Raw genomic sequence first — 23,523 nt, forward strand, 5'->3', positions numbered from 1 at the left:
AAATCTTTCTTAAAAATCAAAAGAAAACCCAGGGACTCCTGGGTCTTCTTTATAGTATAACTTATTTTATTCAATTACTGTAATAAAGAACCACCATCAAGAACAAGCTCCGTACCAGTGATGTAACGGGACTCATCACTTGCTAAAAAGAGAACGGCATTCGCGATATCTTCAGGTAATCCAATGAAATTCAATGGAATCATACCTAACGCAATCTTTCGTCCAGCGCCATCGTTAGCATCAAGCGCTTCCGTAATCATTGGTGTTTCCACAGAACCTGGGTGAACGGAATTGACACGAATATTATGTTTTGCATAATCTAGTGCAACGTTTTTCGTCAGTAATCTTAAAGCCCCTTTGGATGAGTTATAAGCCGGGTTACCAATCCCATAGATTCCAGAAAGAGAAGAGATGTTAACAATACTAGCTGCATCTACTTTTTTCATTTCCTCAATCACTGCTTTTATCCCAAGAAAAGGACCAGTTGAATTAATCGCCATTACTTTTTCAAATTCTTCTGTCGTCATTTCTTCTATTGGTTGTTGGATTTTGCCAGTGATACCAGCATTATTTACCAAAATATGGATGGAGCCAAATGCTTTTATTGTTTCATCTACGACCTTGTTCCAATCATCTTCAGAAGTTACATTGTGAACAACACCAATTGCTTCTCCACCAGCTTGTTTAATTTCGTCTACCACAGATTGAACACCAGCTTCATTCATATCTGTTACAACAACTTTCGCACCTTCTTTAGCGAAAAGTTTTGCTTCTGCAGCTCCCTGTGCACCAGCAGCTCCAGTGATAATTGCAACTTTATCCTTTAATCTCATTATTTTTCCTCCCAAAATTTAATTCTTACTTACTGAGCAGTAATTCCGCCGTCAACGATAAACTCTGAACCTGTAGAATACTTAGAGTCATCAGATGCAAGGAATAATACTAGATCAGAAATGTCTTGTGGCTTTGCCATACGTCCTGCCGGAATCATTTTCGAGTATTCTTTAATGACTTCATAAGAATCGCCTTCTGTTACCATCGGTGTTTCTACAACTCCAGGGTGGACAGAATTCACTCGGATATTGTCCTTTGAAAACTCGATTGCTCCAGCTTTTGTAATTCCACGTACTGCGAATTTAGAATCGGTGTAACCTACTGCGCCTCCAACAATTCCGTTGATCGAAGAAATATTAACAATCGATCCCCCACCTGCTTTTGCCATGGACGGCTGAGTATATTTCATACCTAAAAATACAGAGACTTGGTTTATATTAATAATTTTCATGTAATCGTCTAATGAACAGTCTGCAAAAGATTTGTTGAAACTAATCCCAGCGTTATTCACAAGAATATGAATTGGTCCAAAAGCTGCTTCTGCTTCCGTAATCACTTTTTTCCAATCCTCTTCATTTGTTACATCATGTGAAAGGAATAAAGCGTTTTCACCAAGCTCCTCAGCTAACGCATTACCTTTTTCACTATTCAAGTCTGTAATAACAACCTTTGCTCCTTCTCTTAGAAGCGTACGAGCATGTGATTCACCCATACCTTGCGCTGCCCCAGTTACAATTGCTACCTTGTTATCTAATTTACCCATCAAAATCACTCCTTCATACTTATACTATTATTATACACCAATTTTACATAGTGTAAAATAGATTGCCTGAAGTGAAACATGGGGACGGTTCTCGTGTTGCAATAACGAGTGAAACAGGAGAACCGTCCCCATGTTTCATTCATGTTCATTAACATTTTGTTCATATTTTTGTGGCATACTTATGAAAAGGGGTGAGCAGGTGAAGCGACCGATTAAGGTTTTGATTATAGAAGATGATGGAAATATTGTTGAGTTAATTCAGTTATATATGGATAAGGTTGGGTTCTCCTCGATTTACGCTCATGATGGGGAAGAGGGGTTGGAGCTATTTTTCAAGGAATCGCCTGATTGTATACTGCTTGATATTATGTTGCCAAAGATGAGTGGCTGGGAAGTCTGTAAAGCGATTCGTCTAGAGGATAAAAAAGTTCCGATTATTATGCTGACAGGAAAGGGTGAAACCTATGATGTTATCAATGGATTGGACATTGGAGCAGATGATTATATCGTCAAACCATTTGATCCGAATGAACTGACAGCACGTGTGAAAACTGTTCTTAGACGAACCGTTCTTTCGGAAAGTGAAAAAGATAAACTTCATTTTGACAATCTTGTCATTGATTTAAAGGAATATCGCATTTGGATAAATGGTGAAAATGTGCCAATGCCTCCAAAAGAGATGGAGTTATTTTATTATTTGGCAATGCACCCGAAGCAAGTACTAACAAGACAACAGTTATTAGATAAGATATGGGGTTATGATTTTGAAGGGGATTCTCGTACGGTGGATGTGCATATTAAGCGAATACGCGATAAGCTACTTACACATGAGGCCCAATGGTCGGTCCATACGATACGTGGTGTCGGTTATCGGTTTGAGGTGAGCGCAGATGATTAAAAAGAACAGTATTTTTTCAAGAATGTTTTTAAGTTATTCGTTTATCATCATTCTTAGCTTTTTATTTTTTATAGCAGTCTTTTTTTACTTGTTTCATGTGAATCTTTATAAAGATTATGAAGAGATCTACGAGCATCAATATTTTCAGATTGAAAGACAACTAGAAAATAAGCAAAATCATAATTGGACACCAGACGAAACAGCGGAAATATTAAGCTATGCCTTCAATCAACCTGGCTATCATATTTATCTTGTTAATGAAGCTGGAGAGCAAATACTTGGTCCGAATGTAGAAGTAGCTTTCCTTCCTTTACCTACTGATATTATTACGCTGGTAAATGCAGGGGAGGAAGTGTCAGGGGGATCATTTGAGGATGGGGAATTTCGCTATATGATTGCCCGTCCAATTGATGCGAGTCTTAGCGGGGTAACGCAGCCGATTATGGTGATGATTTTCTATGAATTGAACCATGAATATAGTCGTGTGATTTTAATGACTGTATTTACTTCTTTAATTGCTATTTTATTTGCAGGGGTAATTCTATGGTTTATGTCGAAAAAGATAACCGCTCCTTTAAGGGAGATGAGTGATACGGCAAGGCGCTATGCGAAGGGAGATTTCTCCACTTCTGTGCAATATCGTGGGGATGATGAGGTTGGGCAATTGGCAAAATCCTTCAACTATATGGCCGATGAACTGCATCATTTAGAGACCAGGCGGAGGCAGTATATTTCCAATGTGTCACATGAATTACGCTCTCCACTGACGTCAATCAAAGGATTCATCACGGCATTCATGGATGAGACTATACCAAAAGAAAAAGAAATCCATTATTATGGGCTGATGAAGGACGAGACAGAGCGAATGATTAAACTTGTTAATGATACGCTTGATATGAATCAGCTGGAAGAAGGACACGGGATACTGATGCTTACGAGTTATAATTTGACGGAGCAAATACAAGCGATCATTCAGAAGTTTGAACCACATTGTAAAGAGAAACAGTTAAAATTACGACTTCATACGGACAGAGAGCGGGATTATATTGTCTATGCCGATAAAGAACGGATGGAGCAGGTGATTGTTAATCTCATTCACAACGCCGTGCAATTTTCAAAGCAGGAAGGCAAGATTGACATCAAACTAATAAGAATTGATCAACATGTACAAGTGCAAATAAAAGATGATGGAATCGGCATGAAAGAAGAACATTTAGATTTGATTTGGAAGCGATTCTATAAAGTTGACGAAGCTCGTTCAAGTAAATCAGGGGCGGGTCTTGGCTTGGCTATTGTTAAATCTATTTTGGACTTACATGAAGCAGAAGTAAAAGTGGAAACAACACTTGGAAAAGGGACAACATTTTCTTTTAAGCTTCTATTGCATCAGTAATTAGTTTAAACTCTCCATCCCAGAATCTGCTTGTTAACATAGTGTTCATATTCGCTTGCTATGGTAAGAGGTAGTTAAAAGAGAAAGGATGGAGAGTATGTATTCTTTAAGTTATATTTTACATATTGTTGGTGTTGCGTTATGGATTGGATCATTTTTCGCACTTGGTTATTTATTGAGAGGTTTAGTTAAGAATGTGAGCAAACTCGAAGATTTTTCTTCCGTCATTAAGCGAATCCAAAAATGGGTAATGCTTGGGGTTCTTCCGAGTTTAGTGGTGATTTTATTATCGGGTGTATACATGATTTTACAATTCAATCGTGATTCTTTACCGTTATATTTAACGTTAATGGAGCAAGGTGGATCCTTGATTATTCTATTAACGATTATTTTAGTGTCCATATATAGTGTTCGCTTGTCGAAGAAGTTACAAGGTGCGCCATCAAAGAAGGAGAGGTCACTCGCAGCTCTTACGAAAGTTTATGCAAATTTCCTGTTAATTTCCATGCTGCTGGGCATTGGTATTGTTGTTATCGTTGGCCTGCGCTTGGTTTAAAGACATAAGGAATACAAAGGAAAATGTAATTTAAACTTTTAAAGAGATGTGACCAGGAGGAAAGTAATGAACGTATTAAGATTATTAACAGACAAAGTAGCTACAAGAAAAGGCGCATGGATTACAATCATCCTATGGCTTGTGATTATGATTGGACTTAGTGCAGGTCCTCAGTTAGGGGATTATAAAGTCACGAATTTCCAGTCTTTACCAGATGATGCCGAGTCCATTATTACCCAAAAGAAACTCGATGAATATTTCCCGAATGACCAAGGAACACCAGGGGTTTACGTTTTTCATAAAGAAAATGGTGAATTAGTTGTAGAAGATGTTATCGAAATTATTGATGGAATTAAAGCCGCGAATATTGAGGGGATAGAAGAGATTGTCGATATCTCACAACTGCCACCACAAGCATTAACTGCGTTCTTATCCGAAGATAACACGACGATGATTGTTCCGATGAATCTTGAAGCTGGATTAGGAAATGCACAGTATGCAGATATAAATGATGAAACAACAGAACTAGGTACAGAGCTTGCAGCAGCGTATGATGTAGCGTTCTATATTACTGGTCCTGCAGGTATTTCAGGAGACACAGTAAAACTGTTTGAATCTGCTGATCTAAACTTATTGTTTGCTACAATTGGTATTATTTTAGTGCTTTTAATTGTTATTTACCGTTCCCCGTTACTAGCGATTATTCCATTATTTGCGACAGTGATTGTTTATCAAGTTGTGAACCAAACGGTAGCTATACTTGGTAAAAGTGGACTTGAAATCAATAATTCGACGACATCAATTATGAGTATTTTATTATTTGCCGCAGTTATTGATTATTCTTTATTTGTATTCTCTCGTTACCGTGAAGAGCTGAATCATTTTGAAGGTAAGTATGAAGCGATGCGAAGTGCCATGCGTGCAACTGCTAAACCAGTATTATTTGCGGGAGCTACTGTATTTGCAGCGATGATTATTTTGTATTTCGCTGATTTCCGAGATTACCAAAACTTTGCACCAGTTTTCGGTACAGCACTAGTCGTCATAATGATTGCTTCTGTAACACTGATCCCAGCATTATTTGCGCTGTTTGGACGTAAAGCATTTTGGCCGAAAGTTCCTAAATATAGCGAAGCAAAAGGAGTAAAACATGGAATTTGGGGTCCGATTGCCAAATTTGTGGTTGGAAAACCAGTGATTATTGGTAGTACGGTACTTTTATTCTTGATTGTGACAGCTTTGAACGTATTTAACCTAGAATATGAGTTTAACTCCGTGAAAAGCTTCCCTGAAGATTTACCTTCACGAGTAGGATTTGAAATTGTGGAGGAGAAGTTCAATAAGGGAGATTTAGCGCAAACAACTGTTTTAGTTGCGGGCAATGAATTAACACAAGAAAATCTTCAAGAAATCGCTGAAGTATTCTCTGAGGAGGAAGCGATTGGGTCAGTAAGGCCATCTGGACTTACAGAGGATGGGGCCTATGGAAAATTAACCGTATCCTTAAAGGAGAACCCATATAGTATCGAAGCAATTGAATTCTTGGAAGCCTTCCGAGAAGAAAATGCTATGTATCGTTTATCCGATAATGGAGATGTTGAATTAATGTATGCCGGCATGACTGCTAGATTAGTGGATGAGCAGCTGGTAAATAACTCAGACATTAAGAAGATTGTTGTGTTGGAAACGATTTTGATTTTAGTGTTATTATTCTTCCTAACGCGATCGATTAAAATGTCTATTTACATGATTACAACAATTTTATTCTCGTATGTATCTGCACTTGGATTAGGGATATTCTTAGTGGATGTTCTATTTGGCTATGATGCAATTTCAACGCGTGCGCCTGTTTATGCGTTTATCTTCTTAGTAGCTTTAGGAGTCGACTATAATATCATTCTTGTCAGTCGCTTCTTGGAGGAACGTAAGACTCGTAAGCTGAAAGATGCTTTAGAAGTTGCCTTACGGAATACAGGAGGAGTCATTTCCTCAGCAGGTATTATTCTAGCTGCAACATTCGCAGTACTAATGACCATGCCCATTGCCGATTTATTCGTATTCGGCTTTATCGTCGCCATTGGAATAATCATCGACACCTTCCTAGTAAGAGGCATGCTCTTACCATCGATTATTTTACTGTTTGAAAAAGATAAAACGTAATGAAACATGGGGACGGTTCTCGTGTTGCACTAGCGAGTGAAACAGGAGAACCGTCCCCATGTTGCATCCATATGCGCAATGCCTATTTATTGCTTCGTTTTTCTTCTGAAAGTAAGATAAGGTTATACGTAGGAGGTATGATCATGAATAAAATGAAATTAAACAATGGGATTGAAATTCCAATAGTAGGTAGTGGTACGAATACGTACGGTAAAGTAGATAATCAATATTCAGGTGATTTAAGAGGTGACACTCAAGAGGTTGATTGGGCAATTGAAAATGGTTATCGTCATTTCGACTCTGCCGAACTATATAGAAACGAAAAAGTTCTTGGAGAAGGTTGGAAAAAGTCCGGTTTGCCACGTGAAGACTTTTTCATCACAACAAAGCTAAACACACGTAAAGAATACGCTGGTGCGAACTGGGTGCACAATGAAATTAAAAACAGTTTAGAGAAATTACAAACAGATTATATCGATTTATACCTTATTCATTTCCCTTGGGATAATCATGATGAAATTTTAGAGGCTTGGAATATATTAGAGGATTACTACGACCGTGGCAAATTTAAAGCAATCGGCGTATCCAATTTTCAAAAAGAACAGCTTGATTTAATTCTGGAAAACGGAAAAGTAAAACCAGCTGTGAACCAAATTGAATCTCATGCAGGAAAATGGAATGAAGAATTAATTGCTTACAATAAAAGTAAAGACATCGCAACGGTTGCATGGTCTCCCTTGCGTGTAAATGATGAAGAAGCGAAGCAAACATTAGAAGAAATTGGGAAGAGGTACGGGAAAACATTTTCACAAGTTTTATTACGTTACCAAATTGAACGCGACGTTATCGTCATTCCAAAATCCCACAACAAAGAACGCCAAGCACAAAGCCTAGACATCTTCGACTTCGAACTAACAGCAGACGAACGAAAACAAATTTCTGAACTATAAATAGAATGAAACATGGGGACGGTTCTCATGTTGCACTCGACTGCAACAGGAGAACCGTCCCCATGTTTCACTCCTCCTCATTAAGTGCTATATTTATATTGGTGGGGGTGGTGGTTTTATGAGTAGTTATTGGTTGTGGCTTTTGTTGAATATAATTATTTGGCCTTTTGCTATTCTTTTTTATGAACAGCCTTTAAGTGATATGATTTTCCCTTTATTGGGGGTTTTTCTTTATTTAATTAACTTCTTTATTATTCCGTTAATTGAACGGAAACCACGCTATTTGGTAATCGTTTTGAGTGTGAATATTATTTTAGCAACTGCTATTTTATTTCCTTATGAAAATGGCAGCTTTAACCCATATCTCATCCTTATTTTATCCGTTTTAATTGCGGAGGGGTTTTATCGACTGGATTTTCTCTCGAGCATTTTTATAGGATTGCATGGAGCAGCAGGATTAATCATAGCTTCTCTTTTTTCTGATCACACACTATTTTTAAAAACGTTCATTGGAGTCTATCTCCTCTTACTTCTTTTTGCCATGTTATTATATAAGAAAACTCGGGATTACTCGGTTGATTTGGATGAAAGGTATCAGGCACTACTCATGGAATACCGTGAAATAAAAAGAAGAACTGCTTCAGAAGAGGAAGTAATCAGGCAAGAGGAACGGGTCTTTATCGCACAGGAAATACATGATTCTGTTGGTCATAAATTGACAGCTCTTTTAATGCAATTAGAAATGTTTCGATTACATACCCCGGAAGCGTATAAGAAACAAGTTGGGGACCTAAAGCAACTTGCTAGTGACAGCCTTGAAGAAACAAGGCGAGCCGTAAAATCTTTGAAGGAAACGGAAGTTGGTGGGCTCACGGGAATTTTACAACTGATACGCAAATTAGAAATGGAGCAGTTTATCCGTATTCATTTTTCAGTAAAGCATGGTGCATTTAGTGCGCCTTTGTCAGGTGAACAGTCCTTCGTTATCTATCGCGCCGTCCAAGAGGCTTTAACCAATATTATGAAACATAGCCAAGCGAGAGAAGCAGAAGTAATGTTTGAAGCGCCTGGTGGAAGTATTTTTCGCTTCGAGATTAATAATCCGATTGCAAAACATCACATGTACCAAGAAGGTTTTGGGATCACTTCCATGAGAAAACGTGTAGAAAAATTCGGCGGAGAACTTAATGTCTATCAAACAGAGGAAAGATTCGTTGTTCAAGGCTATATAAAATTGGATAGGGGGGCTTGATGTGGTTCGGATATTATTAGCAGAAGACCAAGTGATGGTGCGACAAGGATTAAAAATGATGATTGAATCTGACAGTGAAATGAAAGTAATTGGTGAAGCAAATAATGGAAAAGAAGCGATACAATTTTGTGAGGAAAAGCATTTTGATATTGCCATTCTTGATATTCGAATGCCAGAGATGGACGGAATTGAGGCAGCGAAAATCATGCATACCCGCTGGCCAGGAATGAAAATATTGATGCTCACAACTTTTGATGACGATAGCTATGTCTTGGAGTCATTGAAAATTGGTGTGAGTGGTTATCTTTTAAAAACTGGTGACACGGACGCCTTGCTTCGTTCGATTCGGAGTGCTTTGTCTGGAGGTCTTTCGATTGAAGATCAAGTAGCAGCAAAGGTCATGCCATTATTACTCCAACATGAAGACGAAAATAAAGCAGACCCTTCCTTAACGCCACGTGAGCGAGATATTTTAAAATGTATCGGAGAAGGTCTAAGCAATGGAGAAATTTCAGAAAGACTCGCTATCTCTGTGGGAACGGTAAAAAACAATACGAGCCAAATTTTACATAAATTAAATTTACGGGATCGAACGCAATTAGCCATCTATGCAATTCGCCATAATCTCGTCTAAAAAAGAAAAAGTGACGGAAGTAATGGGTGTGAGAGAAACTCGTGACTAGAGACAATAGCAGCGTTGTCTCTTTTTTTGTACATTAAATGAAGAAGAAACGATAAGGGGTGTTCATGCATGCTTGAAATTATAAATCTTACAAAAGTATATAAAGATACGAAAGCAGTCGACGAAGTCAATATGTATTTGAATGAAGGGGAATCCGTTGGTTTGCTCGGTCCCAACGGTGCTGGCAAATCAACGACCATTTCTATGATTTCTTCCTTATTAAAACCAACCTCAGGGGATGTAAAATTTAATGGGAAAAGTACGATAAAAAACCCTGCAGAAATTAGAAAGGTTCTCGGTGTCGTTCCTCAAGAAATTGCTTTGTATGAAGAGCTCTCTGCATATGAAAATCTGAAGTTTTTTGGTGAAATGTATTATGTTCCAAAAGGGATTTTAGAAGAGCGTATCCAGGATGTACTTGAGATGGTTGGCTTGAAAAAAAGACAAAAAGAGCTTGTCAAAACATTTTCAGGTGGAATGAAACGCCGAGTAAATATTGCAGCAGCATTGTTGCATCAACCGAAAATACTTATTCTTGATGAGCCAACTGTAGGAATCGACCCACAATCGAGAAATCACATTCTTGAAACAGTTCGTAAGCTTAATGAAGAAAATGGAACGACTGTTATTTACACGAGTCACTACATGGAAGAAGTAGAGCAATTATGTAAACGTGTATACATTATGGACCATGGCAGAGTTGTAGCAGCAGGAACCAAAACCGAACTTTTAAGTATTCTTTCAAGTGAAGATACGATTCGAATAAGTTTAAGCAAAATGAATGACCGTGTGATAGAAAAAATAAAAACATTGGAAAACATACGACGTGTTGATGTAACAGATACAGATATCCGGATTATAGCTAAAAAAGGAAGTAATATTCTCAGTAACTTGGTGCATGCGGTCGAAAGTGAAGACATCCAGCTAACAAATTATCAAATGGAAACACCGAGCCTTGAAGATGTTTTCCTTCATTTGACAGGACGAACATTGAGAGATTAGGAGGGGGAGAAAAGCGGTATGGGTACATTTTTGAAAAAAGATTTATTAGTTTTTTGGCGTGATCGTAAAGAAGTTCTCATTTCTGTTTTGTCGCCAATTTTACTTATTATTGTGCTGAACTTTATCTTCTCTGGAGTTACATTTGATGATGCTGGTGAAATGGACTTAAACGTAGGTATTGTATTTGAAGACGAGGAATCACTTGGGGTGCAACAATTTGCAGAAAGCTTACAAGACATGGGATTGTCTGAGGTAGAAATAGAGGGAATGCTTACACAAGCAGAGAGTCTTTTACCAAATGAGTTCATTCATTCTCTTTTTAATAATCCAGAATTAAGTTCTTGGATTCATACAGAGGAATTAAGTGAAAAAGTAGCAGTCGAAAAGATTGAAGATAATGCGTTAGATGCGATTATAAAAATACCTGCTGGTTATACGTATGATGTGCTGAATCAGGTGTTACTACAGGAAAAAGCAGATACTGCAATTCGTGTTCAGATCGAAGAATATTCCATTGAAACGGAAATATTGGCGAATATTATCGGCAACTTCATGGAGACAGTTAATTTCCAGCTTGCCCTCGGTACTCTAACTGGAATAGATGCAGTCGAAGCAGAACTACCACAAGGCGGAAGGGAAATTATCAATGAAAATATTGTAGAAATTGATCTCGCACAATATTTTACAGTTGCGATGAGTACACTTTTTGCCATGTTTATTGCAATAACTGTAGCAACAAAGACAGAAACGGAGAAAAGGGAACGTGTCTTTAATCGAATTCTTTTAACGAATCGTCGCCCACTATCCTATTTAATGGGTAAAGTTATTTCTACCTTCTGCTTTGTTTGGCTACAGTTGATGATTATATTTGTAACCACGGATTTGTTTTTGGGTATTTTTCCAAATAAATCAGCGGACTTTTGGCTAGGAATTATAGTGATTGTTACGCTATTCTCCCTAACTATTGCCGGTTTATCAACGATCTTCACGTCAGTAATTTTAAGAGTACAAAATGTGAACACCGCAAACGGAGTATTTATGGTCGTCATTATAGGGTTTGCTGCTTTAGGCGGAAACTTCTTTCCTATGGAACAGTTACCGAGTTGGATACAGGGTTTGAGTAATTGGACACCAAATGGGATTACCGTTACTGCATTTACGGATTTTCTGCAACATAGTGAATCGATTTCATTTGCTCCCGTGGCGTTGAAGCAATTTGGGTTCTTTGCTCTGTTTCTCCTCATTGGAATTTCATTATTTCCTGAAAGGGGGAGAGCGTAATGTGGGCAGTATTTAAAGCGCAATTTAATAAAGACAAAAGAAATCCATGGACAGTTTTATTGTTTATGATTGGAAGTATTGTTTTAACGATTGTATTTGCTGGGATGGATAACGAGACGGAAGTGACGGTTCCGATTTTTAGTAATGAGGCAAATAGTAATGAAGTTGAAACGAAATGGGAAGTGCTGTTAAACGGCCATCCAGAATTCAACTTTGTTAGGATGGATGAAAAAGAAGCGCGTGAAGCGATTGAAGAAGGTAATGTCGAGGTAGTGATACAGCTATTCGAACACGATTATCAATTGATTGCAGCTTCCGTAACTCAAAAGATGCAAGTGATTGAGGACTACGTACACTCGACATTTACAAAGGAGGCACAGTTACGGGCAGTAGCTGGGACGAGTGATGTTGTGAGTGTTCGGGCAGCATTGGAAAATTATTTAGAAAATGCGCCATTACAAATGGAGATTGAATCTGTTGAGGGTGGAGAAGTTCCAGGATACAATATGCAATTACAATTATTATTTGGCTTCACCTTTTTCATGGCGATGTTCACGATTGGCTTCAAAGTCAATGCGGTGACAGCTGACAAAGTAAGTGGGGTATGGGATCGATTGATTCTTTCACCCGTGACGAAAACAAAAATGTATGCTGGACACTTATTTTACAGTTTCATAATAGGATTTTTGCAGATTTCGATTGTGTTGGTTATTTTTAATTATATTTTGGATTATGATCTTGGTTACCATTTCGGTATGATACTTGCGGTAGCGGCAGTATTCTCTATTAGTATGGTGAGCTTGGCAATGTTATTTACTGGATTCGTTAAAACGCCAGAACAATTTTATATGGTTTATCCATCGATTATTCCAGTCTTACCAATAATCAGTGGGGTATATATGCCACCCGGAATATTAACAAATCCTGTACTTTTATTTATTGCAGATCTATTCCCACTCGCTCACGCCATCGACGCATTAATGGATATCGCACAAAACCAAGCAACATGGACCGACATCGCCCTCCCCCTCTCACTCATGCTCCTAATCGGAGTCGTGTGCATGGGAATCGGCATCAACCTAGTCGAAAGAAGAAAATAATGAAACATGGGGACGGTTCTCATGTTGCACTCGAGTGCAACACAAGAACCGTCCCCATGTTTCACTCTTCGTTATGCTTTTCTACTTTTCGGGGATTTATTTCTTCTTCTTTATCTACTCTGATGGAATATTTCAAGTAGCTTGTGAAGGCATCTGTTGATTCTTCTTTTTCGACAAAGCTTCCATTAAACATGATGGATTCGTAGGAATAGCCTTCTGTATCTAAAATGTTTTTAAATTCCTCTGCGGCTGCCAAAAACGCATCTTCTGATTGTTCCGTTGAGTCCAAGTGGACAAAGACTTGCATTGGTTTTTCAAAAGTTAAGTCCTTACTCCAAGCAATATCATCTGGATAGGTGCCTTTTAAAACTTCGATATAAAACTCAATATCAAGCACGGAGTTAATTTTTTCCGATAAAAGAGGAGAAAGCTCTTCGTTTATTTCATTATTGAAGCGGGTGGCCAGCCGATGGTCTAAGTTTCCATAATATATCCCATCGAAATTCACTTCCGGAAATACGATTCCCGATACAGTGAAATCATGTTCTTTTGAACTTGTGCCGATCTCCGTTACGGTATAATCATAACCACTATTTTTAAAGTTATAAAATCCATCGCTAATCTGAAATTCCTTTTCAGGATACGTCTCTTCTACATAATTTTCTAAAGCCTTGGCAGATAGATATTTACTCACTGGATTTCCATTAAAACCATTATATAAAAAGAGCACAAATCCAACTAAAAGGACCAACAGAATAACCAAAATAACCTTCCCTATCTTCAATTAGAAAACCTCCTTATTTGTGAGCTTTTTAATAATGAATCCAATGACACTGCCGATTACCGCAAATAAATAATGAATAACAGCCACCATTATTGCCATTTGAAAGACTTCAAATCCAAGAGCAAACATCGAAACTTCTGGGATAGCTTCATAATCAGAAAAACCTACAATTACGGACCAAATAAAAATAGGGACAAAGGAAAAAAGAAAAACAATTTTCATACTGGAATAGAAAAGGTAAATCACAAATCCGAGGACCGTATACCAAAAAATGAAGCCAAAGCTATCATTCCAAATTGCAGTTTGAAACGCTAAAACGAGAGAGATTGCTATAAAAATAAATTGATATATTGTTAGCTTACGATTAATCTTCTTAAACATTTTATCTTGCTCTGCCTCAGGGAAATGAGGAATCCCCTCTTTTTCCAAAGGTTCCTCCAGCCCTTGAGCAAGCTTTTTCCAGTCGGCATTATTCTCTAGTTGATTCTCTAGCCATTTCGTCGTTTCATCACTCAACAGTCCTTCCTGATAAAGAGGAAGTAAATCTTCTACAATATGTTGTACGTGTTTATCCATCTTGATCATCATCCAATTCTTTTTGAATTTTTAACTTTGCCCGGTGGAAAATGATTCTGGTATGATTTTCACTCTTGTTCACCAAAACTGCGATTTCTTTTAAAGATAGCTCTCCATATACGCGTAATGTGACAATTTCCTTGGGTAATTCTTCAAGCTGATGAATGGTTTCAAGTAAACTTTTTCTTTTTTCCTTCTCCATTAATTGATCTTCTGGAGACTCAGACGTTTGCTTCTGTTCAGCAGCCATTTTCATTAGTTGCTCCTGGTACTTTTTACTGCGATAAAAGTTTCGCAACCGGTTTTTAGCAATTCCAAATAGCCATGTCTCGATGGTAGAGTTAGAGGAAAACGTATGGAAATTTTTGATTGCATGATAGAAAACCTCTTGCACGAGATCCTCCGCCATTGGTTGATTACCAACCCTTAAGTAAAGATAAGCATAAATTCTTGGATACACTTCCTTATACAGATCCTCCAGTTTCATAGCGAACCTCATCTCTAAATTCCTAACACCGAGAGCTTAATATTTCACGTTTATATATTAGTAGCATGAAAAGAACATTTGTTACAAGGCGAAAAAAATAATTTTTAAGTGCAATGAAACATGGGGACGGTTCTCGTGTTGCATTCCGTTATTTGCCTATCCAGCATTTCGTATAGTAACATAGATGCAAATAGTAATTATTTCGAAAATATATAAGGGAGGTATTATTTTGTCTCGAAGAAAAGTAGATGAGAGCCTGATTAATCTGGAAAATGCATTAAAAAGATTAGAAGAAGCATTACAAGAAAAAGAAATAAATAGTCTTTATATTGACGGGACAATCCAGCGTTTTGAATTCTGTATTGAATTATATTGGAAAACATTAAAACGCCTCTTAACTGAAGAAGGAATTGAAACAAAGACTCCCAGAGAAACGTTAAAACAAGCTTATGCTATTGACTGGATTCAAGATGAAGCGGCGTGGTTACAAATGCTGCGTGATAGAAATGAGACCTCGCATGTTTATGATGAAGAGAAAGCGAAACAAATTTATGACAATATTGTTAGTCATTTTCCTATAATGGATGCGACTTTTGAAAAACTAAAGGAAAATTTTTCTGAGAAAAGAAGTGGGTTGTGATGCTCGATAAGCGAATAATAGAGCAACTAAGAAACTTTGGTGAAGAAATAGAAAAAATAGAAAAGATCATTCTTTTTGGCTCTAGAGCAATCGGCGATAATGAGAAAAAATCAGATATTGACCTTGCATTTGTTGCTCCAACAATGACCGCAAAGGAATGGACTAAATTTACATTTATTCTGGAAGATGAACTGGATACATTGCTTCATTTAGACTTAATTAAGTATGAAGATGCAACTGATGATTTAAGAAATAGAATAAAAAATTATGGAAAACAACTATATCCAGCTGATGCAAATAAATCAAATTAACAAAGTAGTTAGGCACAAACCCAGCCTTTATGAAACATGGGGACGGTTCTCGTGTTGCACTCATTGCAACGCGAGAACCGTCCCCATGTTTCATCCTGAATTAGGAATGAATGATTTTTTCATAGTTATTCCATTTTATTTTATTTAAGAGAAGCGACACATGATAAAAAATCAACGATGCACCAATACCAAGAATGAATAAATTAATAAAGAGGACGTGATCGAGGTGGCCATCGATTAAATAAGTTAATCCCAAAAGAATGATAATTGAGAATAAACCTCCAACTACATATGCAGAAAAATAACTCACGTATTTCATAAATTTACTGTGAAACAGAACCCTGCCGATTGTTAAGTCTACAAGGTAAGAGTAAAGTACACCAGCAATCAAATAAATGGGTAATGCATAAATAAAATATAGAATCACCAGACCTGAAAAAGAAGAATAACCTACATTCGGTTCTTGATGATGTTCTGGTACATATTCCAAAATTGCCAACGCTATTGAAAAGACAAAGGTAGATAGTATGGCAACGCCTAACTTCTTTAGAAAACTCATTTTACTCACCTTTTCCTTAAAAGACTACTATCTAAAATATTTCCATACAAATGCAACGTGTGGACGTTTCTCGTGTTGCATTGACTGCAACGCGAGAACCGTCCCCATGTTTCATCATCTAATTGGTAATTCTATTGTAAAGGTTGAGCCTTTGTTTTCTTGGCTGTCTACTTTGATTTTGCCGCTGTGTAATTTGACGACGGTGTGGACGATGGAGAGGCCGAGGCCTGTTCCTTCGATGGTTCGGGAGCGGGCGGCGTCTGCGCGGTAAAAACGGTCAAAGATTCGATCGCGCTCGATTTCGTTTAATCCCACACCTGTGTCTTTAATCGTAACAACAGCAAGATCACCTTTTTGCTCCAATGTAACTTCAATTGTTCCTTCAGGTCGATTGTACTTAATCGCATTTGTTAAAAGATTATCCCAAACAGCATTCAGCAGAGAGGCATCTCCATTGATTTCAATATCTGGTAAGGAGTAACTCATCATAATTCCATTTTCTCCAGCCTGCCATTGATGCGTTCGAATAAGTTCTTTCAATTGCTTGCCGACATTAAATCGCTTTTTATCCATCAAATCATCCATTCGGTCTAAGGAAGCAAGCAGTAGTAATTGTTTCGTTAAACTTGATAGTCGCTGTGTTTCATCTTGAATGACGGATACGTAATGCTCTCTTTCATCTTTTGTAATCGTTTCTTTCCCAAGTAAATTCGTATATCCTTTTATATTCGATAGTGGAGACTGAATATCATGGGAAATGTTGGAAATGAATTCTTTTCTCACATCTTCCATTTGCTCCAATTGATTCGCCATCCCTAAAAAGCTACGAGAAAGCTCCCCCAACTCATCACGCCGCCCAGTTGCAAGTTCCACATGGAAATCACCATCAGAAAGTGATTTTGTTGCTTGGGTCAGCTTAGAAATCGGCTTCACAAGATAAATCATACTAAACGCAATCAGCACGATACTCAAAATAGTAGTAAAGAGCAGTGTCCCCGCTAATAAATACCTTGCTTCATTAAAAAGTAATTTAATATCTGGCCTCAAGAAAAGAGCATAATCAACTTCATTATGTTGAAAAGGAATTCCAATGGAGTTTTTCAATTCATTGGCGAAAAACCCAGTCACAAACAAACTCGAATCGTATTCAAGAATCCCATGATACATATTTCCGTCTAATACATGACTCGCTGTTGATTCAGGAAGGTTGTTTACCCTATAAGGAGTACCAAAAGAAGCATCCTCTCCTGTTCCATCAATGAGATACATCTGGTAACCGATCGAAGAAATCGTATCTAAGTAATCCTCTAATTTTAAGTCAGGATTTTCTTCAATAAAATCTGTGATCGAGACAGCAAAGCTTGTAATTTTTTCATCATTATACGGTTTTAAATTCATTTGATAATACAAATTTGTAATGAAAAAAGCAACAAGGCTGCTTAACACCATAATAGTGACGGTGATAACGGTAAATCTTACATATAACGTCTTCATGCTTCTTTTTTCTCCAATGCATATCCGACTCCACGGACCGTTTTAATTTTAAAATCATCGGTTAATTGATAAAAACGTTCTCTTAATCTCTTAATATGGACATCCACTGTACGCACATCGCCTTCATAGTCTGCACCCCAAATTTGTTCCACAAGATGCTGCCTTGTGAAAGGTTGCCCCGGACTAGCCATGAGAAAGTAGAGCAATTCAAATTCCTTTAGTGGCAAAATAATTGTCCGATTACTGATTCCAACTTCGAAGGTTTCTTTATTTATCGTTGTTTTTCCAATTCGAATAACGGAATGCTCAAGCTCCTTATCAAATCTTCTAAGTAAAGCATTGACTCTGAAAGCTAATTCCTTTGGTTCAAAAGGTTTCACTAGGTAGTCATCTGTACCCGCTAAAAAGCCTTGTTCCTTATCTTCAATCTGGCTTTTTGCTGTCAAAAGAATGATGGGGATATTGTATTGCTCACGGATTTTCTTTGTTAAGGTAAAACCATCCATAAATGGCATCATGACATCTACAATCGCAAGGTGGCATACTTCTCGCTTAAGAAGCTCGAGTGCCTCAATTCCATCATTTGCTTTATAGACATGAAATCCTTGTTCCGTTAAATGAATGGAAACAAGCTCTAAAATATGAATATCATCATCAACAATCAATATATTTTTCATATCTATTCTCCTGTAGTAAGATATTTAGGTTTTATTTAATAGATCGTCTTTCTCTTTATATTGTAACATCTGGCCTAATAAAAAGAAGTATAATCCTTTATATAATTGTCTTTCACCTTATTTTATAAAAAAATAAATTGAGTAAAAACTATGTAAAATTATACAAAATCCTTGATTGTAATGATTATTTGGTTTAACCTATTATCGCTGACGAAAGAAAAGAATTTTTTTAAATACAATTAACAGAAAACTTTACATTCATTCATATTAAATTCATATAAGAAGTAAAATGCTAATTGTATATCCTATCTTTCTCAATATTTATTGCAACTTTTAAAGGAGGATTTCAAATGGAATTCGAAGCGTTAAATGGTTGGTACTCTCTACAGTTATTCTGGAAGATTGATTGGAAAGAATATAAACAGGTGGATAAAGAAAAACGAAAAGAACAATTAGACGAATTATATGAACTGACGAAGGAATTTGAAAAAGCATCAGAAGAAAATAAAGGAAGCTATACTTTCGGCCGGGTCATCGGGCATAAGTCAGATTTCTCTATCATGCTTCTGCATGAAGACATACAGCAATTAACCGATTGGCAGGATGAATTGAAGCGTTTAGATCTTTTTGACGAAGCAGAATTAAATGTTAGCTTTCTATCAGTAAACGAAGCGACAAACTATCTTGTTGAGAAGTTAACACTTGATAACGCACATATTCAAAAAAAGTTATATCCAAGATTTGGTGAACAGAAATATTTCTGTTTCTACCCAATGGACAAAAAACGTGAATGGTTCTCACTACCAGTGGCAGAGCGTCAACGCATGATGGCTTCCCACGGACGAATTGGGGCAAGCTATGCTGAAAAATTAGGGCATTACGTTGCCAACTCATTTGGACTTGATGATTATCATTGGGGCGTTACTTTATGGGGCGATGACTTTGATGAATTTAAAAATATTGTTTATGAAATGCGCTTTGATGAAGCAAGTGCAGTCTATGGAATTTTCCCTTATTTCATTTTGGGAGAACAGTTACATAAAGATGACTTAAACACGTATTTCCTTGGAAGGTAAAAATAGAGAATGACTGATTTATAAAAGGAGGAAAAGGTTCTTGCATTTTATAAAAATGGGAGTTGATTATCATACTACCCCACTTGACGTAAGAGAGAAGTTAACCTTTTCAGAATCAAGTGTCGAACAAGCAATGCTTGCATTAAATAAAAAAGAACATGTCTTAGAAAACGTCATTTTATCAACATGTAATCGTACAGAAGTTTTTGCGGTTGTAGAAGATGAAGTAAAAGGAAAAGAAGAGATCACAGAATTTTTCACTGACTGGTTTGAAGGAAATCCTACAGAAATTGAACCGCATTTGAAGTATTCAGCATCAGAAGAAGTTGTTCGCCATGCGTTTCGACTTACAGCAGGGTTGGATTCTATGGTACTTGGAGAAACGCAAATCCTTGGCCAAGTGAGAGAAGCATTCATGATGGCACAACAAAATAAAACAACGGGAAAACACTTCAATGAATTATTTCGAAGAGTTATTACTTTTGGTAAACAAGCACATAGTGACACGGAAATCGGTAAACAGGCGGTGTCAATCAGTTATGTTGCTGTTGAATTAACGAAAAATCTTTTTGGAGATATTCGGAACAAACATGCTGTTATTTTAGGTGCTGGAGCAATGGGAGAAAGCACGCTGAAAAACTTACATGGTGCTGGTGTTTCTGAAATAACAATTATTAATCGAAACTTTGAAAAGGCAAAAGAGCTCGCTGATCGGATGGAGGCTAACGCTGACACGATGGAAGAACTCGATCAGTCACTTGTTCAAGCAGATATTTTAATTACTTCGACTGGAGCAGATGAAGTCATCCTGACGAAAGAGCGACTGGATAAAATAAATAACCAACGAAAAAACAAGCCCCTTTTTATCATTGATATTGCCGTGCCGCGTGATGTGGAAGAGAGTGCAGGAGATTTAGAGAACATCTTTTTATATGATATTGATGATCTAAAATCCGTAGCAGATAAAAATTTAGAACAAAGAAAAAAAGCAGCTAAACTTCTAGAATCAGAAATTGAAAACGAACTGTCCTCTTTCAAAGAATGGCTAATCATGCTAGATGTGGTTCCGATCATAAAAGCATTAAATGAGAAATCAAGTCGTATTCAGGAAGAAACGATGGATAGTATTATTCGAAAGATTCCTGACCTAGAGGATCGGGAAGTGAAAGTGCTGCAAAAACATACAAAAAGTATTGTTCATCAGCTACTTGAACAGCCGATAAGGCAAGTCAAACAGATTGGGGCAAGTCAGTATCCAGAGGAGACAAAAGCTTTATTCAAAGCAATGTTTATCGAAACTTTTGGGCTTGAAGAGAACTTAACGAAGGACAAGTAACTGACTAGAGAAATAGATGATTTTTAACAGGATAGGAGAGCTGAATCATGCATGAGGTTATCATGGGAACAAGAGGGAGCAAGCTTGCCGTAAGACAAACGGAAATGGTCGTCGAAACACTGAAACAGCAGAACCCAGGAACTTCTTTCCAGATAAAAAAGATAGAAACAGAGGGAGATAAAAAGCTCGATATCCCACTAGCTAAGATGAAACGAGGCGACGTATTCCTTGGGGAACTGGAAGAACAACTGCTAGAAGGAAAAATTGACTTTGCGGTTCATAGCCTAAAAGATGTCCCCCTTACTCTACCTGAAGGTTTAACAATTGCAGCGATTCCACACAGAGAAGATCATCGAGATGTTTATATAGCAAATAACCATATCAGCCTAGAAGATTTACCGCCAAATGCAAGCATCGGTACGAGCAGTTTAAGACGTTCGGCACAAATTCTTGCTAAACGTCCAGATCTAAAAACAGAGTGGATCCGTGGTCCGATTGATTCGCGAATCGAACAATTACAAAATGGTAACTACGATGCCATTATCCTTGCGATGGCAGGAATTAAACGTTTGGGACTTGATGAAGGGCTAATTACTGAGATTCTGCATGATGATGAATTTGTACCGGCGATGGGACAAGGGGCACTTGCGATTGAATGTCGAGAAGACGATGAGGCAACCAAAGCGTTATTAGCAACCATTCACGATGAAGCAACAGCGAAATCCGTTACAACAGAACGTTTATTTCTTCGTGCGTTGGATGAAGATGAAAAAGCACCGATTGGAGCTTATGCAACTGTTTCTGAAGGGGTAATTCACTTGTTTGGTATGGTGATTTCTTTGGACGGGCAGACAGTATTAACAGCTGAATCCTCTGGGAAAGATTCGGCGGAAGTTGCAAGAGATGTAGCGAATGCGCTCATCAATCATGGAGCAATGGAAATAGTGGCAAACGCAAAAATGGAGATTCAGAAAAGATGATTAACCTAAAAGGGCAGCGAATTTTAGTGACAAGAGAAGTGAGAGCGGCAGAGCGATTTGAAAAATTAATTACGAACCATAATGGCGTTGCTATCACCGTACCACTTCTCACGATTAATTGTCTCCCTGTAAAAAGTGCAGATATTTTAACGGAGGAAACAGAATGGGTGTTTTTTACAAGTAAAAATGGTGTAGATTGCTTTTTAAAAAATAACGCCCTAAAGACTGCACTCGCGAGTTATCGAATTGCAGCGGTCGGTCCTAAAACTGCACAAGCGCTTGAAGCACATGGTTTTCAAGTTGAATTTATACCTAGCACGTATAACGCAGACGTGATGGCCTCCGAATTCCTATCAACTTATGAAGAAGTCGGATCCGTCCTATTTGTGCGCGGCACCTTGTCGAGCCAAGTTTTACCTAAAGCATTTAATCAGGCTGGTCGCAACTTTACCTGTCTAGAAGTATATGAAACAGTATCGAACGTCGAAATGAAAAACAAACTTAACACCACTTTACAACAAGAAAAGATCGATCTATTAACATTTACAAGTCCTTCAACAATTCATGCCTTTTTCGAACTTACGGAGAATCCAGAAGCGTATCTCGACTTGCCAGTAGCGTGTATTGGAACAACAACGGAGCAGGCTGCGATTCATAAGGGCTTTAAGAAAACGATTGTTCCCGAGCATTTTACAATCGAAGGAATGGTGGAGGCAATGAGCAATTTTTAAGTGGAAGGAATGAAAATAATGAACGAGTTAAATTTTACAAGGCACAGACGCTTACGTTCGTCACAAGCAATGAGGAACTTGGTTAGAGAAACTCAACTGACACCAAATGATTTCATCTATCCGTTATTTGTGATGGAGGGTCAAAATATCAAAAATGAAGTACCTTCCATGCCTGGAGTCTTTCAACTTTCCTTGGACAATTTACTAGAAGAGCTTCAAGAAATCAAAGAACTTGGAATTCAGGCACTGATGCTCTTCGGTATTCCTGAAGAAAAGGATGCAGTTGGTTCAGGTGCTTATGCAGATCAAGGAATCGTTCAGCAAGCAACAAAGTTAATCAAACAACATTTTCCTGAATTACTTGTCGTAGCAGATGCATGTCTATGTGAATATACATCGCATGGTCATTGTGGTGTGATTAAAAATCAAGAAGTAGACAATGATGCATCACTAGTATTGCATGCAAAAACTGCAGTATCCCAAGCAAAAGCGGGTGCTGATATTATTGCTCCATCTAATATGATGGACGGTTTTGTTTCAGCGATTCGTGAAGCGTTAGATGAAGCAGGGTTTGCTCATATTCCAATCATGTCTTATGCAGTGAAATATGCTTCAGCCTTTTACGGTCCTTTCCGTGATGCAGCTGACAGTACGCCAGAATTTGGTGATCGGAAGTCTTATCAAATGGACCCGGCCAATCGCCGTGAAGCATTAAGAGAGGCGTATTCCGATGTAGAGGAAGGTGCTGACTTCTTAATTGTGAAACCAGCACTCGCATATTTGGATATTGTTCGTGAAGTTAGAGATAATTTTGATCTGCCAGTTGTTGCTTATAATGTGAGCGGAGAATATGCCATGGTGAAAGCTGCAGCGGAAAAAGGCTGGATCGATGAACAAGCGATTGTCATGGAGAAGTTAACCTCGATGAAACGTGCTGGAGCGGATTTAATCATCACATACTTTGCAAAAGATGTCGCGAGATGGCTAAAAGGTTAGAGGAG

Annotated in this window: 25 protein-coding genes; 17 read left to right on the forward strand and 8 right to left on the reverse strand. The window is 37.8% G+C overall.

The features are described 5' to 3' along the window. Positions 1–74: 74 nt before the first annotated feature. Together ACXYMZ_RS00675 and ACXYMZ_RS00680 are read right to left on the reverse strand one after the other, a co-directional pair. Positions 75–833: an SDR family NAD(P)-dependent oxidoreductase gene (locus ACXYMZ_RS00675; protein ID WP_458946419.1), complete on the reverse strand. Its 759-nt coding sequence runs from the start codon at positions 831–833 to the stop codon at positions 75–77. A 29-nt stretch (positions 834–862) separates the two neighbouring features. Next, the gene (locus ACXYMZ_RS00680) at positions 863–1,597 is read right to left on the reverse strand and encodes a glucose 1-dehydrogenase (protein WP_458946420.1); all 735 of its coding nucleotides are present in this window, start codon (positions 1,595–1,597) and stop codon (positions 863–865) included. Positions 1,598–1,796: 199 nt separating this feature from the next. Between ACXYMZ_RS00680 and ACXYMZ_RS00685 the strand changes: the two genes are divergently transcribed. The 10 genes from ACXYMZ_RS00685 (at position 1,797) to ACXYMZ_RS00730 (ending at position 12,871) form a co-directional block, all read left to right on the forward strand. Next, complete coding sequence (locus ACXYMZ_RS00685) at positions 1,797–2,495, forward strand: response regulator transcription factor (protein ID WP_458946421.1); 699 nt, start codon at positions 1,797–1,799, stop codon at positions 2,493–2,495. Then, entirely contained in the window at positions 2,488–3,888 is a 1,401-nt protein-coding gene (locus tag ACXYMZ_RS00690; RefSeq protein WP_458946422.1) for a sensor histidine kinase, read from the forward strand. The genes ACXYMZ_RS00685 and ACXYMZ_RS00690 overlap by 8 nt, the downstream gene beginning before the upstream one ends. Positions 3,889–3,985: 97 nt before the next feature. Further along, complete coding sequence (locus tag ACXYMZ_RS00695) at positions 3,986–4,444, forward strand: hypothetical protein (RefSeq protein WP_458946423.1); 459 nt, start codon at positions 3,986–3,988, stop codon at positions 4,442–4,444. A gap of 66 nt (positions 4,445–4,510) precedes the next feature. Then, on the forward strand, positions 4,511–6,604 hold the full coding sequence (locus tag ACXYMZ_RS00700; RefSeq protein WP_458946424.1) for an MMPL family transporter: 2,094 nt from the start codon (positions 4,511–4,513) through the stop codon (positions 6,602–6,604). Between the two features lie 143 nt (positions 6,605–6,747). After that, positions 6,748–7,554 (forward strand): aldo/keto reductase family protein, encoded by an 807-nt coding sequence (locus ACXYMZ_RS00705; RefSeq protein ID WP_458946425.1) that lies wholly within the window; start codon positions 6,748–6,750, stop codon positions 7,552–7,554. Between the two features lie 118 nt (positions 7,555–7,672). Further along, the gene (locus ACXYMZ_RS00710) at positions 7,673–8,806 is read left to right on the forward strand and encodes a sensor histidine kinase (protein WP_458946426.1); all 1,134 of its coding nucleotides are present in this window, start codon (positions 7,673–7,675) and stop codon (positions 8,804–8,806) included. Between the two features lies 1 nt (position 8,807). Continuing rightward, complete coding sequence (locus ACXYMZ_RS00715; RefSeq protein ID WP_458946427.1) at positions 8,808–9,440, forward strand: response regulator; 633 nt, start codon at positions 8,808–8,810, stop codon at positions 9,438–9,440. A 117-nt stretch (positions 9,441–9,557) separates the two neighbouring features. After that, on the forward strand, positions 9,558–10,490 hold the full coding sequence (locus ACXYMZ_RS00720) for an ABC transporter ATP-binding protein (protein WP_458946428.1): 933 nt from the start codon (positions 9,558–9,560) through the stop codon (positions 10,488–10,490). A 30-nt stretch (positions 10,491–10,520) separates the two neighbouring features. Beyond that, a complete protein-coding gene (locus ACXYMZ_RS00725) occupies positions 10,521–11,771 on the forward strand; it encodes an ABC transporter permease (protein WP_458946429.1) in 1,251 nt (416 codons plus the stop codon). Beyond that, positions 11,771–12,871: an ABC transporter permease gene (locus ACXYMZ_RS00730; protein WP_458946430.1), complete on the forward strand. Its 1,101-nt coding sequence runs from the start codon at positions 11,771–11,773 to the stop codon at positions 12,869–12,871. The genes ACXYMZ_RS00725 and ACXYMZ_RS00730 overlap by 1 nt, the downstream gene beginning before the upstream one ends. A 61-nt stretch (positions 12,872–12,932) precedes the next feature. Here ACXYMZ_RS00730 and ACXYMZ_RS00735 read toward each other — a convergent pair whose 3' ends face one another. The 3 genes from ACXYMZ_RS00735 to ACXYMZ_RS00745 are packed head-to-tail and all read right to left on the reverse strand — an operon-like array spanning position 12,933 to position 14,718. Continuing rightward, on the reverse strand, positions 12,933–13,655 hold the full coding sequence (locus ACXYMZ_RS00735) for a YfjL-like protein (RefSeq protein ID WP_458946431.1): 723 nt from the start codon (positions 13,653–13,655) through the stop codon (positions 12,933–12,935). After that, positions 13,656–14,231 carry a hypothetical protein gene (locus tag ACXYMZ_RS00740; protein ID WP_458946432.1) on the reverse strand — a complete coding sequence of 192 codons (576 nt, stop codon included), beginning with the start codon at positions 14,229–14,231 and terminating at the stop codon, positions 13,656–13,658. Next, complete coding sequence (locus ACXYMZ_RS00745) at positions 14,224–14,718, reverse strand: RNA polymerase sigma factor (protein ID WP_458946433.1); 495 nt, start codon at positions 14,716–14,718, stop codon at positions 14,224–14,226. Before ACXYMZ_RS00745 ends, ACXYMZ_RS00740 begins: the two co-directional genes overlap by 8 nt. A gap of 229 nt (positions 14,719–14,947) precedes the next feature. Between ACXYMZ_RS00745 and ACXYMZ_RS00750 the strand changes: the two genes are divergently transcribed. Beyond that, on the forward strand, positions 14,948–15,358 hold the full coding sequence (locus tag ACXYMZ_RS00750) for an HI0074 family nucleotidyltransferase substrate-binding subunit (protein WP_458946434.1): 411 nt from the start codon (positions 14,948–14,950) through the stop codon (positions 15,356–15,358). Then, positions 15,358–15,669: a nucleotidyltransferase family protein gene (locus ACXYMZ_RS00755; protein WP_458946435.1), complete on the forward strand. Its 312-nt coding sequence runs from the start codon at positions 15,358–15,360 to the stop codon at positions 15,667–15,669. Before ACXYMZ_RS00750 ends, ACXYMZ_RS00755 begins: the two co-directional genes overlap by 1 nt. Positions 15,670–15,769: 100 nt before the next feature. Here the strand turns inward: ACXYMZ_RS00755 and ACXYMZ_RS00760 are convergent, their stop codons facing one another. The 3 genes from ACXYMZ_RS00760 to ACXYMZ_RS00770 all read right to left on the reverse strand — a co-directional run bounded on the left by ACXYMZ_RS00760 (position 15,770) and on the right by ACXYMZ_RS00770 (position 18,399). Beyond that, positions 15,770–16,228 carry a hypothetical protein gene (locus tag ACXYMZ_RS00760; protein ID WP_458946436.1) on the reverse strand — a complete coding sequence of 153 codons (459 nt, stop codon included), beginning with the start codon at positions 16,226–16,228 and terminating at the stop codon, positions 15,770–15,772. 114 nt (positions 16,229–16,342) lie between these two features. After that, positions 16,343–17,722: a sensor histidine kinase gene (locus tag ACXYMZ_RS00765; protein ID WP_458946437.1), complete on the reverse strand. Its 1,380-nt coding sequence runs from the start codon at positions 17,720–17,722 to the stop codon at positions 16,343–16,345. After that, positions 17,719–18,399, reverse strand: a complete 681-nt coding sequence (locus ACXYMZ_RS00770) for a response regulator transcription factor (RefSeq protein WP_458946438.1) — start codon at positions 18,397–18,399, stop codon at positions 17,719–17,721. Before ACXYMZ_RS00770 ends, ACXYMZ_RS00765 begins: the two co-directional genes overlap by 4 nt. A 350-nt stretch (positions 18,400–18,749) precedes the next feature. On the opposite strand from ACXYMZ_RS00770, the gene ACXYMZ_RS00775 reads away from it, so the two are divergent. The 5 genes from ACXYMZ_RS00775 to hemB are packed head-to-tail and all read left to right on the forward strand — an operon-like array spanning position 18,750 to position 23,518. Next, positions 18,750–19,475: a chlorite dismutase family protein gene (locus tag ACXYMZ_RS00775; RefSeq protein WP_458946439.1), complete on the forward strand. Its 726-nt coding sequence runs from the start codon at positions 18,750–18,752 to the stop codon at positions 19,473–19,475. Between the two features lie 40 nt (positions 19,476–19,515). After that, positions 19,516–20,811 (forward strand): glutamyl-tRNA reductase, encoded by a 1,296-nt coding sequence (gene hemA / locus ACXYMZ_RS00780; RefSeq protein WP_458946440.1) that lies wholly within the window; start codon positions 19,516–19,518, stop codon positions 20,809–20,811. 47 nt (positions 20,812–20,858) lie between these two features. Further along, positions 20,859–21,791: a hydroxymethylbilane synthase gene (gene hemC / locus ACXYMZ_RS00785; protein WP_458946441.1), complete on the forward strand. Its 933-nt coding sequence runs from the start codon at positions 20,859–20,861 to the stop codon at positions 21,789–21,791. After that, positions 21,788–22,522: a uroporphyrinogen-III synthase gene (locus ACXYMZ_RS00790; RefSeq protein WP_458946442.1), complete on the forward strand. Its 735-nt coding sequence runs from the start codon at positions 21,788–21,790 to the stop codon at positions 22,520–22,522. Before hemC ends, ACXYMZ_RS00790 begins: the two co-directional genes overlap by 4 nt. Before the next feature lie 18 nt (positions 22,523–22,540). Then, complete coding sequence (gene hemB, locus ACXYMZ_RS00795; protein ID WP_458946443.1) at positions 22,541–23,518, forward strand: porphobilinogen synthase; 978 nt, start codon at positions 22,541–22,543, stop codon at positions 23,516–23,518. Positions 23,519–23,523: the final 5 nt, after the last annotated feature.

It is taken from the genome of Oceanobacillus sp. CAU 1775 (genome assembly GCF_054482815.1).